13 protein-coding genes and 1 tRNA gene are annotated in these 17,022 nt (G+C 67.3%); 8 read left to right on the plus strand and 6 right to left on the minus strand.

Annotation, left to right across the window (positions count from 1 at the left end; genetic code table 11):
• The first annotated feature begins 2 nt into the window (after positions 1 to 2).
• The 6 genes from dapE to pnp all read left to right on the plus strand — a co-directional run bounded on the left by dapE (position 3) and on the right by pnp (position 8,249).
• A complete protein-coding gene (dapE, locus tag NFW30_RS02795) occupies positions 3 to 1,196 on the plus strand; it encodes a succinyl-diaminopimelate desuccinylase (RefSeq protein WP_295356033.1) in 1,194 nt (397 codons plus the stop codon).
• Positions 1,189 to 2,082, plus strand: a complete 894-nt coding sequence (prmB, locus tag NFW30_RS02800; RefSeq protein WP_295356032.1) for a 50S ribosomal protein L3 N(5)-glutamine methyltransferase — start codon at positions 1,189 to 1,191, stop codon at positions 2,080 to 2,082. Before dapE ends, prmB begins: the two co-directional genes overlap by 8 nt.
• Entirely contained in the window at positions 2,079 to 2,741 is a 663-nt protein-coding gene (locus NFW30_RS02805; protein WP_295356031.1) for a GDSL-type esterase/lipase family protein, read from the plus strand. The genes prmB and NFW30_RS02805 overlap by 4 nt, the downstream gene beginning before the upstream one ends.
• A gap of 86 nt (positions 2,742 to 2,827) precedes the next feature.
• Complete coding sequence (gene pepN, locus NFW30_RS02810; RefSeq protein WP_295356030.1) at positions 2,828 to 5,470, plus strand: aminopeptidase N; 2,643 nt, start codon at positions 2,828 to 2,830, stop codon at positions 5,468 to 5,470.
• A 199-nt stretch (positions 5,471 to 5,669) separates the two neighbouring features.
• Complete coding sequence (gene rpsO / locus NFW30_RS02815) at positions 5,670 to 5,939, plus strand: 30S ribosomal protein S15 (RefSeq protein WP_034942536.1); 270 nt, start codon at positions 5,670 to 5,672, stop codon at positions 5,937 to 5,939.
• A gap of 183 nt (positions 5,940 to 6,122) precedes the next feature.
• Complete coding sequence (pnp, locus tag NFW30_RS02820; protein ID WP_295356029.1) at positions 6,123 to 8,249, plus strand: polyribonucleotide nucleotidyltransferase; 2,127 nt, start codon at positions 6,123 to 6,125, stop codon at positions 8,247 to 8,249.
• 249 nt (positions 8,250 to 8,498) lie between these two features.
• Here the strand turns inward: pnp and NFW30_RS02825 are convergent.
• Positions 8,499 to 8,574: transfer RNA gene (locus NFW30_RS02825), tRNA-Lys, on the minus strand.
• Between the two features lie 292 nt (positions 8,575 to 8,866).
• Here NFW30_RS02825 and hrpA point away from each other — a divergent pair.
• On the plus strand, positions 8,867 to 12,802 hold the full coding sequence (gene hrpA / locus NFW30_RS02830) for an ATP-dependent RNA helicase HrpA (RefSeq protein WP_295356028.1): 3,936 nt from the start codon (positions 8,867 to 8,869) through the stop codon (positions 12,800 to 12,802).
• 26 nt (positions 12,803 to 12,828) lie between these two features.
• Positions 12,829 to 13,587: a molybdopterin-binding protein gene (locus tag NFW30_RS02835; RefSeq protein WP_295356027.1), complete on the plus strand. Its 759-nt coding sequence runs from the start codon at positions 12,829 to 12,831 to the stop codon at positions 13,585 to 13,587.
• Between the two features lie 77 nt (positions 13,588 to 13,664).
• Here the strand turns inward: NFW30_RS02835 and NFW30_RS02840 are convergent, their stop codons facing one another.
• The 5 genes from NFW30_RS02840 to NFW30_RS02860 form a co-directional block, all read right to left on the minus strand.
• Positions 13,665 to 14,213 carry a phasin family protein gene (locus NFW30_RS02840; RefSeq protein WP_034941952.1) on the minus strand — a complete coding sequence of 183 codons (549 nt, stop codon included), beginning with the start codon at positions 14,211 to 14,213 and terminating at the stop codon, positions 13,665 to 13,667.
• A 195-nt stretch (positions 14,214 to 14,408) separates the two neighbouring features.
• Positions 14,409 to 14,960, minus strand: coding sequence for a phasin family protein (locus NFW30_RS02845; protein WP_295356026.1), 552 nt, complete (start codon positions 14,958 to 14,960; stop codon positions 14,409 to 14,411).
• A 340-nt stretch (positions 14,961 to 15,300) separates the two neighbouring features.
• A complete protein-coding gene (gene lptA / locus NFW30_RS02850) occupies positions 15,301 to 15,909 on the minus strand; it encodes a lipopolysaccharide transport periplasmic protein LptA (RefSeq protein ID WP_295356025.1) in 609 nt (202 codons plus the stop codon).
• Complete coding sequence (gene lptC, locus NFW30_RS02855) at positions 15,906 to 16,502, minus strand: LPS export ABC transporter periplasmic protein LptC (RefSeq protein ID WP_295356024.1); 597 nt, start codon at positions 16,500 to 16,502, stop codon at positions 15,906 to 15,908. The genes lptA and lptC overlap by 4 nt, the downstream gene beginning before the upstream one ends.
• Positions 16,502 to 17,022, minus strand: a 521-nt coding sequence (locus tag NFW30_RS02860; protein ID WP_295371747.1) for a phenylphosphate carboxylase subunit delta, incomplete at its 5' end; no start/stop codon positions are given. The genes lptC and NFW30_RS02860, both read right to left, overlap by 1 nt.

The raw sequence follows: 17,022 nt of genomic DNA on the forward strand, positions 1-17,022 counted from the left end.
AGATGGATTCCTCGACAGACGCTGCGGCCGAGGTGGCAACGGCGCCCGGCGCAACCGGCGACGAGGCGACCGTGGCACTGGCCTCACAGTTGATTCGCCGCCGATCGATCACCCCCGATGACGCGGGGTGCCTCGAACTGATCGCCGACCGCCTGCGCGCGGCGGGCTTTCGCTGCGAGTTCATCCGCCGAGGTGCGGTGAGCAACCTCTGGGCACGCCGTGGCGACCGCAAGCCGCTGCTCTGCTTCGCCGGCCACACCGACGTCGTCCCCAGCGGGCCGCTGGCGGAGTGGCACAGCGACCCCTTCCAGCCGACGCTGCGCGACGGTCTGCTCCATGGTCGTGGCGCCGCCGACATGAAGGGCTCGCTCGCCGCTTTCGTCACGGCGACGGAAGACTTCATCGCTGCCCGGCCGGCGCACCGCGGCTCGCTCGCCTTCCTCCTCACTTCGGACGAGGAAGGCGAAGCGGTCGATGGCACGGTCGCCGTCACCGAGGCGCTCGCCCGCCGCGGCGAGTTGATCGATTACTGCATCGTCGGCGAACCGACGGCCAGCGCCCGCCTCGGCGACACGATCAAGAACGGCCGCCGGGGCTCGCTCTCGGGCCGGCTGACGGTGCGGGGGGTGCAGGGGCACATCGCCTACCCGCATCTGGCGAAGAACCCGATCCACCTGCTGGCGCCGGCGCTGGCCACGCTCGCCGGAACGGTCTGGGACGAAGGCAACGACTTCTTCCCGCCGACGACCTGGCAGGTGTCCAACATCCACGGCGGCACCGGCGCCGGCAACGTCATCCCGGGTAGCGTCGTCGTCGATTTCAATTTCCGCTTTGCCACCGCCAGCGAGCCGGAGCAGTTGCAGCGCGCCCTCTGCGCCGTCCTCGACGACGCCGGATTGAACTACGAGATCGACTGGACGCTCGGCGCCCGACCCTTCCTGACCGGTCGCGGCGAGTTGATCGAGGCGGCGCTGCAGACCATCCGCGAAGAGACGGGGCTCACCGCCGAGCTGTCGACCAGCGGCGGCACCTCCGACGGCCGCTTCATCGCCGCCATCTGTCCGCAGGTGGTCGAGATCGGCCCGGTCAATGCCAGCATCCACCAGGTCAATGAGTGCGTCGAGCTCGCTTCGCTGCCCCGGCTGGCAGCCATCTACCGCCGCATCCTCGAACGGCTGCTGCCCGCCGATGACTGAGCAGCCGAGCAACGAACTGATCACGCTGCGCGACCTGCTGCGCTTCGCCGTCAGCCGCTTCAACGAGGCGAAGCTGTACTTCGGCCACGGGTCGGACAACGCCTGGGACGAGGCCGCCTACCTGCTGCTGCACCACCTGCACCTGCCACTCGACCGACTGGAACCGTTCCTCGACGCGCGGCTGACCAGCGAGGAACGCGGCAGCGCGCTGCGCCTGATCGACCGCCGCGTCAACGAACGACTGCCCGCCGCCTACCTGAGCAAGGAAGCGTGGCTCGGCGTGCATCGTTTCTACGTGGACGAGCGGGTGATCGTGCCGCGTTCGTTCATTGCCGAACTGCTGCACGAACGGCTGGCGCCGTGGATCGATGAGCCGGACGAGATCGGCGCCGTCCTTGATCTATGCACCGGATCGGGCTGCCTGGCGATCATTGCCGCGCATGCCTTCCCTGCCGCCCGCGTCGACGCCGTCGACCTGTCTGCCGACGCGCTCGCCATCGCCCGCCGCAACGTCGCCGACTACGAGTTGGGCGAGCGCATCCGCCTGCTGCAGGGCGACCTCTTCAGCGGCCTCGGCGGTCGCCGCTACGACCTGATCATCGCCAATCCGCCCTACGTCGGAGCGGCAGCGATGGCCAGCCTGCCGGCCGAGTACCGGCACGAACCGGAGCTGGCACTCGCCAGCGGCGAGGACGGGCTCGACCTGACGCGCGCCATCCTCGGCGGCGCGCAGCAGCACCTGCAGCCCGCTGGCCTGCTGGTGGTCGAGATCGGCCACAACCGCGACGCACTCGAAGCCGCTTTCCCCGAGACGCCCTTCACCTGGCTCGACACCAGCGCCGGCGACCAGTACGTCTTCCTGCTGCACCGCGACGAACTGCCGTGAACGCCGGCACCGGCGGACAGCGTGCCGTCACCCTCAGCCACCTGCTCCTGCTGCTGGCGCTCGCCTGCCTTGCCGGCTGCGGTAAACCGGCGCGACTGGCCACGCTGCCGGCCGGCACGCCGGTCCTCGCCTTCGGCGACAGCATCACCCAAGGCGCCGGCGCCGCGCCGGGCGAGGACTGGCCCAGCCACCTGGCGGCGAGCAGCGGCTGGCACGTCCATAACGCGGGCGTTGCCGGCGATACCGCGGCGTCGGCTCGCGAGCGGATCGGCGACACCCTGCTGGCGACGCACCCGCGGCTGGTAATCATCGAACTCGGCGGCAACGACTTTCTCCGCCGCCGCCCGGAAGCCGAGGTCAAGGAGGATCTGCGGGCGATCATCCGCGCCAGCCGGCAGGCGGGTGCCGAAGTCCTGCTGCTGGCCGTGCCGCGGCTGTCGCTGCTCGGCGCCGTCACCGGCCAGTTGCCCGACGCGAAGATCTACGCCGAACTGGCGAGCGAGGAGAAAGCGCCACTGTTGCCGGGAATCATTGCCGGTATCCTCTCGGAGCCGCAGCTCAAGGCCGACCCGATCCACCCGAATGCCGCCGGCTACCGCCGGCTGGCGAGCGAAGTCACCGCCCAGCTGCGTCACAACGGCCTCCTTGGCCAGCCCTGAAGCGGCGCCCCGGCCGACGCCGGTCGACCGTCAAGCCGACCGCGGCAGCCGATGCGACCACGCCACCAACTGGAAATGCCACAGCAATGAACGCAACCGAAACGCAGAGAATCCGTCGTCAGGATTACACCCCACCACCCTTTCTCGTCGACCTCGTCGAGCTCGATATCGACTTTCGCGATGGCGCGGTGCTCGTCGACAGCCGGCTGCACCTGCGGCGCAACCCGGTGGTCGCCGCCGCCGGGCCCTTGCAACTCGACGGCCACGGCCTGCAGACGATCTCGCTGGCAATCGACGGCCGAGCGCTCGGCGCCGCCGACTACCAGTGCAGCGAAACGGCGCTGACCATCGCCGATCCTCCGGATGCACTGGTCCTCGGTACGCGGGTGCGCATCGACGCCGACCACAACGGCAGCCTGTCCGGGCTCTACCGGTCGGCCAACGGCTACTTCACGCAGTGCGAAGCACAGGGCTTCCGCCGCATCACCTGGTTTCCCGACCGGCCGGACATCATGTCGACCTACGTCGTCACCCTGCGTGCCGAACGTTCCAGCCTGCCGGTCCTGCTGGCCAATGGCAACCCGGTCGGCAGCGGCGACGATGGGCCGGATCGCCACTGGGCACGCTGGCATGATCCCTTCCGCAAGCCCTGCTACCTCTTCGCGCTCGTCGCCGCCCGCCTCGACGCCCTGCGCGACCGCTTCACCACGGCCAGCGGCCGCGTGGTCGAACTCGCCGTCTACGTCGAACCGGGCAAGATCGACCAGTGCGCGCACGCCATGGACGCCCTGAGGCGCTCGATGCGCTGGGACGAGGAAGTCTTCGGCCTCGAGTGCGACCTCGACCATTACATGATCGTCGCCGTCGGCGACTTCAACATGGGCGCGATGGAGAACAAGGGGCTGAACATCTTCAACACCAAGTACGTCCTGGCGCGCGCCGACACCGCCACCGACGACGATTACCAGAGCATCGACCGCGTCGTCGCGCACGAGTACTTCCACAACTGGACCGGCAACCGGGTCACCTGCCGCGACTGGTTCCAGCTCTCGCTCAAGGAAGGACTGACCGTCTTCCGCGACCAGGAATTCGGCGCCGACATGCACAGTCGGGCGGTGACGCGAATTCGCGACGTGCGCGCCCTGCGCGCGACCCAGTTCCCCGAGGACGCCGGTCCGATGGCGCACCCGGTACGCCCCGATTCCTATATCGAGATCAACAATTTCTACACCAGCACCGTGTACGAGAAGGGCGCCGAGGTGGTGCGAATGATCAGGACGCTGATCGGCCGCGATGCCTTCCGCCGCGGCATGGATCTCTACTTCCACCGCCACGACGGGCAGGCGGTGACCTGCGACGACTTCGTCGCCGCCATGGCCGACGCGGCGGGCGTCGACCTGCGGCAGTTCATGCTCTGGTATGACCATGCCGGCACGCCACGGCTGCATGCCAGCGGCCGGCACGACCCGGTGAGCCAGCGCTACCTCCTGCGGTTGTCACAGTCGCGGCCCAACGCCAGCACGCCTGCACCGGCCTTCCACATCCCGGTTGCGATCGGCCTCGTCGGTTCCGACGGCCGCGATCTGCCGCTGTACCTCGCCGGCGAGGGCGAAGTGCCGGAGCGCGGACAGACGACACGCATCCTGTCGCTGACCACCGGCGAGCAGGAATTCGTCTTCGAGGGGGTGCCAGCGCCACCGCTGCCTTCGCTGCTGCGCGACTTCTCGGCGCCGGTGATCCTCGACCACGAATGGCTCGATGCAGAGTTGAACTTCCTGCTGGCCCACGACAGCGATCCCTTCAATCGCTGGGAAGCCGGGCAGCGCCTGGCGAGCCGCCTGATCCTCGGCGGCGCCTCCGACATCGCTGCCGGCCGCGCCGCTGACTGGCCGGCGGACTTCGCCGATGCCCTGCGACAGGTCCTGCTGCACGCTGGCAGCGACCCCGCCTTCGCGGCCGAGGTACTGACGCTGCCCGGCGAAGCCACTCTCGCCGAGGAAATGGCGGTGGTCGACCCGGACGCGCTGCACACGGCGCGCAACGCACTCCGCCTGTTTCTCGCCGAGCGGCTGCAGGACAGCTTCCTGCATGGCTACGAGTCGCTGGCGGCGGCCGGCCCGTACCAGGCGACGCCGGCAGCGGCCGGCCGGCGAGCATTGCGCAACGTTCTTCTGGGATACCTCGGCGAGCTGGCCACACCCGCCATGCACACCCTGGCGATGCGCCAGTTCGCATCGACCGACAACATGAACGACCAGTTCGCAGCCCTCGCGGTTCTCGCACAGCACGACTGCGAACAGCGCGAGCAGGCGCTGGCGGCCTTCCACGAGCGCTGGCACGGCGAGGCGCTGGTGGTGGACAAATGGCTCGCGGTGCAGGCGTCGAGCCGCCTGCCGGATACACTCGCGGTCGTCGCAAACCTGCTCGCGCACCCGTCATTCGACCTGCACAACCCGAACAAGGTCTACGCCCTGCTCAACGGCTTCGGCAGCAACCACGTCCGCTTCCATGCCGCCGACGGTGCCGGCTACCGCTTCCTCGCCGCACAGATCGCCGCGATCGACCGCTTCAACCCGCAGGTGGCGGCACGCCTGACACGCCGTTTCGACCGCTGGCGCCGCTTCGATGCACAGCGGCAGGCGCATGCCCGGTCGGCTCTGGGCGAGTTGCAGGCGAACACGGAGTTGTCGCCGGATACGCGTGAGGTCGTGGACAGGGCCCTGGCGTAGCCACCGGGCGGGGAAGCACGTGCTTTCAGCGGCGCCAGGCTGCGGCAACTGCTGGAAAGGACGCCAGCGGCCTTGCCGTCAAGACGGACAGCGGATAGAATCCGCGGTTCGCTTCGCCAAGCGGTTCAGTACATTCATCAACCGGGCGCTGGCTCTATCAAACCGGGGCGGCGCCGATCATCAGGAAAGAGAGTTTGACATGGCGATAAGTGTTGCGCAGAAGGCGCAGATCATGGGCGATTACCAGCGTGCGGCTGGCGACACGGGCTCCTCGGAAGTCCAGGTCGCCCTGCTGACGGCCCGTATCAATGACCTCACCGGCCATTTCAAGGAACACAAGAAGGACAATCACTCGCGCCGCGGCCTGCTGCGCATGGTCAGCCGCCGCCGCAAGTTGCTGGACTATCTCAAACGCACCAACGTTGACTCGTACCGCAACCTGATTCAGCGTCTCGGCCTGCGCAAGTAGGCCTGCCCACCGAACCGCACCGCGGTCGGCATGTGCAGGCAACCCGAAAGCCGTCAGCGGCCAGCCCCAGGTGGGCTGGCCGCTGTTTGTGCTGCAGCAGCCTGGTTGGCCAATGGGCGCGTCGATTGAATTGCCCGCCGGCATCGTGGGCGGGCTCGCGCCAGACTATCGAGAAAGGGAAAAATGTTTAATATCGTCAAGAAGAGCTTCGCCTACGGTGCGCAACAGGTCACGCTGGAAACCGGGGAGATCGCGCGCCAGGCGAGCGGCGCCGTGCTGGTGTCGATGGGCGAGACGGTGGTGCTCGTCACCGTCGTCGGCAACCGTACCGCCAAGCCGGGGCAGGATTTCTTCCCGCTGACGGTCGACTACATCGAGAAGACCTACGCCGCCGGACGGATTCCCGGCGGCTTCTTCAAGCGCGAGGGCCGTCCCTCGGAGAAGGAGACGCTGACCTCGCGTCTGATCGATCGTCCGCTGCGCCCGCTCTTCCCCGAAGGTTTCTACCACGAGGTGCAGGTCGTCGCGATGGTGATGTCGCTCGACCCCGCGATCGATCCCGACGTACCGGCGATGATCGGCGCCTCGGCGGCTCTGGCCATCTCGGGAATCCCCTTCGATGGCCCGATCGGTGCCGCCCGCGTCGGCTACATCGACGGCCAGTATGTTCTCAACCCGGACCGGACCCAGTTGCAGTCGAGCCAGCTCGATCTGGTCGTCGCCGGAACGCAGGCTGCCGTGCTGATGGTCGAGTCGGAGGCCAGGGAACTGCCCGAAGACGTCATGCTCGGTGCGGTCGTCTTTGGCCACCAGCAGATGCAGGCGGCGATCGCGGCGATCAACGAACTCGCCGACGTGGCCGGCAAGCCGGAGTGGGAGTGGAGCCCTGCCGCCCGCAACGAGGCGGTGCATGGCAAGCTCGACCGGCTCGTCCAGGCCGAACTCGAAGAGGCCTACCGCATCACCAGCAAGCAGGTACGCACGCAGCGGATCAAGGAGATTACCGCCTACGCCGTCGAGACCCTGACCGCCGACGACGACGCACCCGACGCCAACGCCATCCGGCAGATGGTAGACGCGGCCGAGGCGCGCATCGTCCGTGGTCGCATCCTGGCCGGCGAACCGCGAATCGACGGCCGCGACACGCGCACCGTCAGGCCGATTTCGATCCGTTCCGGCGTCCTGCCGCGTGCGCACGGCTCCGCCCTGTTCACGCGCGGGGAAACGCAGGCGATCGTCGTCGCGACGCTGGGAACCGGACGCGACGAGCAGATCATCGACGCGCTCTCCGGCGAGTACCGCGAGCGCTTCATGCTGCACTACAACTTCCCGCCCTATGCCACCGGTGAATGCGGCCGCGTCGGCTCGCCGAAGCGGCGTGAGATCGGTCACGGTCGGCTGGCCAAGCGCGCGCTGCTCGCCGTGCTGCCGTCGCCCGAGGCGTTCTCCTACACCATACGGGTGGTTTCGGAGATCACCGAATCGAATGGCTCGAGTTCGATGGCCAGTGTCTGCGGTGCCTCGCTGGCGCTGATGGATGCCGGCGTACCGCTGAAGGCGCATGTCGCCGGAATCGCGATGGGCCTGATCAAGGAAGGCAATCGCGTCGCCGTCCTCACCGACATCCTCGGCGACGAGGACCACCTCGGCGACATGGACTTCAAGGTTGCCGGTACCGAGGCCGGCGTGACCGCGCTGCAGATGGACATCAAGATCCAGGGCATCACCAGGGAGATCATGCAGGTTGCCCTCGCGCAGGCCGGTGAAGCACGCCAGCACATCCTGAAGCAGATGCAGGGCTCGATGGCGGGGCACCGCGAGGAGGTTTCGACCTACGCACCGCGCCTGTATACGATGAAGATCAACCCGGAAAAGATTCGCGACGTCATCGGCAAGGGGGGCGCGGTGATTCGCGCCATTACCGAAGAGACCGGCACGACGATCGACATCAAGGACGACGGCACGATCACCATCGCCTCGGTCAGCGGCGACGCCGCGAACGCAGCCCGTGCCCGCATCGAGTCGATCACCGCCGACGTCGAGGTCGGCAAGATCTACGACGGCACGGTCCTCAAGCTGCTCGACTTTGGCGCCATCGTCAGCATCCTGCCAGGACGCGACGGTCTCCTGCACATCTCGCAGATCGCCAACGAACGGGTCAACGCGGTCGCCGATTACCTCAAGGACGGCCAGAAGGTGCGCGTCAAGGTGCTCGAAGCCGACGAGAAGGGTCGTGTTCGGCTGTCGATGAAGGCGGTGAGCGCGGAGGAAGGCGGCGCTGCATTGGGACCAGGCTCAGCCCCGGCCTGACCCGCCGCAGGACAGCGGAATCGGCTGCTCCGCCATCCTGCCGTGTGCCGTGTCCCCCGCCACCCCTGCCGCAGGCTCGACCGAATGCACGTGTTGCAGCGGATGGGGGCGGCTGGGGTACGGCATTGCACACGTCGAAGGCGCCCGCTTTGATGCCGCTACGGACGGTTCGAGCGGGGTTTCGCAGCCCGCTTGCGCGGCCATGGAAAAGGAAAAGCCCCGACCGATGGCGGTCGGGGCTTCCTTGTCTGGTGGGTCGGGAGGGATTCGAACCCTCGACCAATGGATTAAAAGTCCACTGCTCTACCGACTGAGCTACCAACCCTGAAGAGCCGCGAAGTATAGGGAAGGGTTTCAATGGTGTCAAGGAAAGTGCGCCCGACGAGCATCGCAGAACCGTCGCCTGTCCTGCCTTGCAGGAGCGAGGCCGTGTCATCGATGATTGAAGGAAACGGCGTGCTGGCGCCCTTGGGCTCAAGTTGAGAAGCTGCTGGACTGATGAACGCATGGACGCGCATGCGTTCTGACGATTCGCCGGCCGACCGTCGCGATGCCGCCCGGCAACGCGAACAGGCCCTTCGGCTCTGGCTCCCGCTGTGGCGATGACAGCAAAGCCCTTGCCCAGCGCCACGCGCACGCCCGCCAACCCCTTCCTCGACTGCCTGGCCGCCGACCAGCGCCGCCTGCGTTCGCTGGCGCGCGACCTGCGGCACGTCTTCGGCGACCGGCGCAATGCGCTGCAGGTCGAGAGCGAGCGCCTGCGCGAGCGCTCGCGCGCGGCCGTCGCCGAGCGCCGCGCGCGCCTGCCCCAGCCGGAGTTCGCCGACGACCTGCCGGTCAACACCCGCCGCGACGAGATCGCGGCGCTGATCGCGCAGCACCAGGTGGTCATCGTCTGCGGCGAGACCGGCTCCGGCAAGACGACGCAGATCCCGAAGATCTGCCTCGGGCTCGGTCGCGGGACGACCGGCCTGATCGGCCATACGCAGCCGCGGCGGATCGCCGCGCGGGCGACGGCGGCACGCATTGCGCTCGAGCTGCAGAGCGAACCCGGCCGCCTCGTCGGCTACAAGATCCGTTTTCACGACCGCACTTCGCCCGATGCCTTCATCAAGCTGATGACCGACGGCATCCTGCTCGCCGAGACGCAGGGCGATCCCTGGCTCGAGCAGTACGACACCCTGATCATCGACGAGGCGCACGAGCGCAGTCTGAACATCGACTTCCTGCTCGGCTTCCTGAAGCAGTTGCTGCCGAAGCGGCGCGAGCTGAAGCTGATCATCACCTCGGCGACGATCGATGCAAAGCGCTTCTCGCACCACTTCGACGACGCGCCGGTGATCGAGGTGTCGGGACGCCTGCATCCGGTCGAGCTGCGCTACCGGCCGTTGCTGAAGCGGTCCGGCGAGGCCGCCGGCACGGCGAACGACCACGCCGCCGACGACGAGCGCGACCTCTACGACGCAATCACCGACGCCTGTGACGAGCTGCATCGTTGCGGTCCGGGCGACGTGCTGGTCTTCCTGCCCGGTGAGCGCGAGATTCGCGAGGCGGCCGAGGCGCTGCGCAAGCACCACCCGCCGCATACCGAGATCCTGCCGCTCTACGCGCGCCTGTCGGCCGAAGAGCAGAGCCGCGTCTTCCGGCCGCACGTCGGACGGCGCATCGTCCTGGCGACGAACGTCGCCGAGACCTCGCTGACCGTGCCGGGAATCCGCTACGTCGTCGACACCGGTCTGGCGCGTGTCAAGCGCTACTCGTACCGCAACAAGGTCGAGCAGTTGCAGATCGAAAAGATCGCCCAGGCGGCGGCAAACCAGCGCGCCGGGCGCTGTGGCCGTGTCGCCGCCGGCGTCTGCATCCGGCTGTACGAGGAGCAGGATTTCGCGCTGCGGCCGGCCTTTGCCGAGCCGGAGATCCTGCGCTCTTCGCTCGCCGGCGTCATCCTGCGCATGAAGGCGCTGCGCCTCGGCGCCATCGAGGATTTTCCCTTTCTCGAGGCGCCGCCGCGCAAGGCGGTCAGCGACGGCTACCAGTTGCTGCTCGAACTCGGCGCGGTCACCGCTGAGCACGCGCTGACGCCGGTCGGACAGGAGCTGGCGCAGATGCCGCTCGATCCGCGGCTTGCCCGCATGATCGTCGCCGCCCGCACCGAGGGCTGTCTTGCCGAGGTTCTGGTGATCGCCGCCGCGCTGTCCGTGCAGGATCCGCGCGAACGGCCGCAGGAGCGCCAGGGGACGGCCGACGCCGCGCACCGCCGCTTCGCCGACGAGCGCTCCGAGTTCGTCTCCTGGCTCAGGCTCTGGCACTGGTACGCTGAGGAACTGGTGCACCGCAAGTCGCAGCGCAAGCTGCTAGAGGCCTGCCACGAGAACTTCCTTTCCGCCCTGCGCATGCGCGAATGGCGTGACGTGCACAGCCAGTTGCACGCGCTCGCCGCCGAGCATCGCTGGCAGGAGAACGGGCAACCGGCGAGCTACGAGGCGATCCACCGCGCGCTGCTCGCCGGGCTGCTCGGCAACATCGGCTGCAGGTCGGAGGAGTCGGCGCATTACCTCGGCGCGCGCGGCATCCGCTTCCTCATCCATCCGGCATCGCCGCTGCAGAAGAAGGCCGGCAAGTGGATCGTCGCCGGCGAGATCAGCGAGACGACGCGCCTCTTCGCGCGCTGCGTCGCGCGCATCGAACCGCAGTGGCTGGAACAGGTCGGTGCGCACCTGCTGAAGCGGAGCTGGTTCGACCCGCACTGGGAAAAGAAGGCGATGCAGGCGGTCGCCTTCGAGCGCATCACGCTGCACGGCATCGTCGTTGATCCGCGGCGGCGGGTGAACTTCGGGCCGATCAATCCCGAAGAGGCACGCGAGATCTTCATCCGGCAGGCGCTGGTCGGCGGCGAGGTGAGCGAGGAGTTCGCGCGCCGCTGGGATTTCTTCACCCACAACCAGCAGCTGATGCTCGACATCGAGACGCTCGAGCACAAGTCGCGGCGACCCGACGTGCTGGTAGACGATGAGCTGATCTTCTCCTTCTACGACCGCCTGATCCCGGCCGGCGTATACAGTGGTGCGGCCTTCGACAAGTGGCGGCGCGAGGCCGAGCGCGAGACGCCGCGCCTGCTGCACCTGCAGCGCGACGACCTGATGCGCCACGAGGCCGCCGGCATCACCAGCGAGGCCTTTCCGCAGCAACTGCGGCTCGGCGGCGTCGACTACGAACTGAGCTACCACTTCGAGCCCGGCAGCGCGCGTGACGGCGTGACGCTCTGCGTGCCGCTGGCGCAGCTCAACCAGATCCCGGCGGCGCGCTGCGAGTGGCTGGTGCCCGGCCTGCTGCGCCAGAAGGTCGTGCAGCTGGTGAAGACGCTGCCGCAAAGGCTGCGGGCGAAACTGGTACCGGTGCCCGAATTCGCCGCCGACTTCGTCGCCCAGGTGGCGCCGTCCGACAAGCCGCTGTTGCTGGCGCTGGTGCACTTCATCGTCCAGTCGCGCGGGCTCAACGCGCGCGGCTGGGAGATTACTCCCGACGCCTTCCGCGCCGACGCGCTGCCGCCGCACCTGTCGTTCAATTTCCGCCTGCTCGACGAGAACGGCCGTCAGCTCGGCATGAGTCGCAACCTGAACGAGCTGCGCGCCGAGTGGGGACGCGAGGCGCGGCAGGAGTTCGCCGAGCTGCACGAGACGCCGGGCGAACATGCGGACCTGCGCGACTGGAGCTTTGGCGAACTGCCGGAACTGATGCAGGTCGATGCCGGCGGCGGGCAACTGGTGCTCGGCTACCCGGCGCTGGTCGCCGACCGCGAGTGCGTCTCGCTACGCGTCTTCGATTCGCCGGCCGAGGCGGCGCAGGCGCACCGCGGCGGGTTGCTGCGCCTGTTCATGCTGCAGTTCCGCGAGCAGTTGAAGTATCTCGAGAAGAACCTGCCCGGACTGAACCAGATGGCGATGCAGTTCATGGGCCTCGGCACCCTCGACGACTTGCGCCGGCAGCTGCTCGACCTGAGCTGCGCCCGCGCGTGCCTCGGCGAACCGTGGCCGCGCGACGCCGCCAGCTTCCGCGCCCGCTGCCTCGAGGCGAAGCCGCGGCTGACGTTGCTGGCGCAGGAGATCTGCCGCCTGGTCGGGCAGATTCTCGCTGACTGGCAGGCGCTGCAGAAGAAGTTGCCGGCGTTCAGGGCGTTCGCGGCGACCATGCAGGATGTCGAAGAGCAGCTCGCGCGCCTGATCCACAGGCGCTTCGTCATCGACACGCCGTTCGAGCGCCTGCAGCACTATCCGCGCTATCTGAAGGCGATCGCGCTACGGCTCGAGAAGCTGAAGGCCGCCGGTGCGGCAGGCGCCGCGCGTGATGCGCGGCTGCTCGCCGAACTGGCGCCGCTGGCAGGCAGCTACCAGCGGCGGGCCGCGGTGCTCGCGCGGCAGGGCCTCGCCGATGCGCAGCTCGAGCAGTTCCGCTGGCTGCTCGAGGAGTTGCGCGTGCAGTTGTTCGCGCAGGAGCTGCGCACGCCGGTGCCGGTGTCGACGAAGCGGCTGCAGAGGATGTGGGAGAGCATGTGAATGGCCAGCGGCCAGGGAGAGCGGCAATGAAGAGTTTCGGGGCGATCATCATCGGCGACGAGATCCTGTCGGGAAAACGCGTCGACCGGCACTTCGCGCGCATGGCCGAACTGCTGGCGGAGCGTGGACTGCGCCTGTCGTGGGTCGAGTACCTTGGCGACGAGCGCGCGCGCATCGCCGACAGCCTGCGCCGCAGCCTCGCCGCCGGCGACATCGTCTTCTCGTTCGGCGGCATCGGCAACACCCCCGACGATCACACGCGGCAGGCAGCGGCGGCGGCGCTCGGTGTCGACCTGGTGCTGCACCCCGACGCCGAACGCGAGATCCGCGCCCGCTTCGGCGCCGAGATCACCGACGTCCGCCTGCTGCTCGGCACCTTCCCGCGCGGAGTCGATATCGTCCCCAATCCGTTCAACCGCATTCCCGGCTTCCGCGTGCGTGACCACCACTTCCTGCCGGGCTTCCCGCAAATGGCGCACCCGATGGCCGAATGGGCGCTCGATACCTTCTACGCCGATCTCTGTCGGCAGCAGGAGCGGGTGGACAAGGCGTTCCTGCTCACCGGCAGCAATGCCTACGAGAGCGCGCTGCTCGACCTGATGGAGCGGATCGTCGCCGATTTTCCGCGTCTGCGGCTGTTCAGCTTGCCGTCGATGGCCGAGGACGGACAGCGGCGCTACCTCGAACTTGGTGTCGAGGGCGAGCCGGAACTCGTCGAGCAGGCGATGGCGGCGATCCGGCACGAGGTCGAGCGGCGCGGCATCAGCTGGCAGTGGCGGCCCTGAACCGGCGCCCGTGAACGAACAACCCCGGCCGGGGCCGGGGTGTCGGGCAGGGAGATCGGACTCCCCGGGGCGAAAGCCTACTTCTTCGGCACGAGGGCAGCCGCTGCCTGTGCGGTGGCGCTGTTCGCCGCCTTGACGTTGGTGTCGACGATGTCGGTCATCTGCTTCGCCATCTGCGAGATGTTCTCGAAGGCGGTCGTGGTGACGTTGACCATCTGCTTCATCGCCGAACCGAAGACATCGCCGGCAACCGGCGAGGCGAGGCCGGTCTTCTCGATCAGGCCGCTCGCGTTGTGGCGGACGTTGTTGTACTGCTCTTCCATGACCGAAGTGATCTCGCGCTGCATGTTGGCCGACAGGTCATACAGGTTGCGCGCATACTCCATCAGCTTGTCGACGTTGGGGCGGGCGATCGAACCGGCGATCTCGCCGAGTTGCTGCGGATCCTTGACGCCAAGAAGCTGCTGCGCACCGTTGGCGCTGCTGTTGAAGAGTTCGCGGCTGGCGGCCAGGTTGAGGGCGGAGAGCTGCTCGAGGCCCTGAAAGGCAGTGCGCACCAGCGTCATCATGACCTGTGCGTTGGCTTTCTGGCTCTCGGCGAGTTTTTCCAGATCGATAGTGCTCATTGATACCTCCGTGGTGGTAAGGGTGCTGTCGGCGTGCGGCAGGACGGGCACGCCCGAAAGTTCATGCTTCGCGCATCAGGCCAGGCTGGGCAACCGTCTGCTGGCTGCGAGCGAAGAATCCCCCGGACGATGCCGAGGGTCCTTCGCTCAGCACGCAGTGACCGCGCACTGCCAAATGGCCGTTTCTGGCGCCGCCTACTTCTTGGCGACTGCGGCGGTGGCGCCGACCGCCTTGACGGTCGCATTGGTTGCGGCAGCGACATTGGCTTCGGCGATGTCGGCGACCTGCTTGGCGGCCTTGTTCATGCTGTCGAAAGCCGAAGTGGCAGCGGCGACGGCCGACTTGACGGCATTGACGGCGACTTCGGAGCCGGGAGGCGAGTTCTTGGTGGCCTTCTCGAGCAGCGCGAGCATCTGCTTCTGGAAGTCGTTGAACTGCGCTTCGAGCAGCTTGCTGATCTCTTCCTTCGACTGCGCCGAGATTTCATAGACGCTGCGCGTGTAGGCGACGGCCTTTTCCAGGCCGGGCTGGGCCAGCGATGCCTGCAGGGCGAAGAACTCCTGGGCGTCCTTGGCACCGAGCATCGCCTTGGCATTGGCAACGCCATCCTCGAGCATTGAGCGGGCGGTGTTCAGGTTGAGCGCGGCGATCCGCTCGGCACTGGCCAGCGCGGTGTTGGCAAGGGTCAGCATCGCATCAACGGAAGCCTTGTTGGCGGCAGCGAACTGTTCGGGGGTATTGAACATGGCGATCTCCTCAAGAAAGTGTGGGTACAACACAACATGTGCAATGATCCAGACACCGACCGCTTGGCTTCACAGCCTCCCGGTGTTTTGCTGCACTGCACCATGTCGCGCATTATATGCCTCGTTTGCCGCTTGTCAACAGTTTTTTGTTGCAACGCACAAAACTTCATTCCCATGATTTCATTGTGATTGTTCATGGAGCCACAGCAGCCCGACGGGCCAGGCGAGAATGCTGCCCCGCCGCATGACGGGATCGACGGCAAGTTGGGGGAGCAAACGGGAGGACTCCGGCGCGACCCGCGGCACGAATCGCAGCGTGTGCGAACGTCTTCGCAGGAGCTCAGTCGGTGCGCGGCGCGACCCTGGCCGCCGGTTTGAGATTCAGGGGCTCCTTCTTCGTCTCGGCAGCGCCGTCGCCCTTGGCCTTCGGCTGGATGATGGCACGCACGCGCGCCTGTCCCTCGCCAGTGGCGTTCTTCGTCGTGCCACCACCGGTGGTGACGAGGAATTTCTCGTTGATCGCGTCATAGGAAATGTAGCGCCCCCGCACCTCGTCCTGCCCGCTGCGCACCCAGGCGCGATTGAAGAACTGCGTCGTGTCGCTGCGCGCGTCGTATTCGATCCGCTCGGCCTCGCCTTCGACATACTCGTCCACGCCGTCCCGCTTCTGCCTGAAGCGCGCCAGGCCATTCGCGCCACCGGTCGCGACGGCCTTCTGGAAACCATCGGCATCCTGCGTGACGACCAGGCGGGCGGTACGCAACTCGGTCGTTCCCTGGATGAGTACTGCATTTCCCTCGAGCGTCTGCACCTTGTTCAGATCGTCGAGGCTGAGGCGGTCCGCTTCAAGATGGATCGGCTTCTCGCGGTCTGCCCGTTCGGCTTGCACCGGCAGGCAAAGGGCAAGCAGTACGCCGCTCAGACAACTGCTGCAAATCATCCTGTTCATGTCTTCGGTTTCTTCTTCCTGGCGAATGGACTCTCGATCTCGCCGCGCACGTCGGATTCGAGAACGTAGGTCTGCAGGGCGTGGTCCACCCGCATGCCGACCCCCTGCACCCAGGAAGCCCCCTGGGTGATCAGCACCTTGCTGCCGGTGTAGGCGCGCTTCTCATCGGTCAGCACCGTGAGCTCGGGCGTCTCGGCGAGCAGGGCAGCCTGCCTGCCGCTGGCGGCGCGACGGATCTCGACCTGTCCGCCGAGATCGACCTGCTTCGCCTTTTCCGTGGCCCTGCCTTCGTCGGCGCGGATGGTGACCGTCGGCTTCGCCGGCGTAACGAAGGCCAGCCTTGGTTGTGTGAACTCGCTCGTCTCATCGTCCGGGTAGTGCCGCACTTCCACCGCCTCGATCCTGTAGAGCAGCACGCCGGCTGCGTCGAGTCGGTGCCCGCGGACATCGTTGAGAATGGCGTCCGGGTCATGACGGTTGCGGCCGTCACGCGTCGCGTCGGGCAACTCGGTCGCGTAGCGCAACCAGGCGCTCAGCGCCACCAGCACCAGCATGATGCTCAGCGGCAACACTGCGCTGCTCCACTTCTTCATCACCGGTCCGCCGTCAGGTAAGGGGCAAAGAGTTCCTGCAAACGGCCCTGCGCCTCGAGAATGAACTCGCAGGCCTCGCGCACCGCGCCACGGCCGCCACGCCGCCCGGTGACCAGCCAGGCATGCTCGCGCACCAGCGGATGCGCATCGTGCGGTGTCGCCGAAAAGCCGCAGGCGCGCATCAGCGCCAGATCGGGCAGATCGTCGCCCATGTAGCCCGCCTCGTCCCACCCGAGCCCCAGCTCGGCCAGCAAACGTCGCATCTGCGCGGGCTTGTCGTCGACCCCCTGATGGAGATGCCCGATACCCAGGTTCTGTGCCCGCAACTCGACACAGCGGGCACGCCTGCCGGTGATGATCGCCACGGTGATGCCGACCTCGGCGAGCAGTTTCAGACCGAAACCGTCGAGGGTGTTGAAAGCCTTGATCTCGACTCCGTCATCAGAGAAATACAGCGAGCCATCGCTGAGCACGCCATCGACGTCGAAAGCCATCAGTCGCAGGCGGCGTGCACGCGCCG

The organism is Accumulibacter sp. (genome assembly GCF_023806635.1).
Classification (GTDB): domain Bacteria; phylum Pseudomonadota; class Gammaproteobacteria; order Burkholderiales; family Rhodocyclaceae; genus Accumulibacter.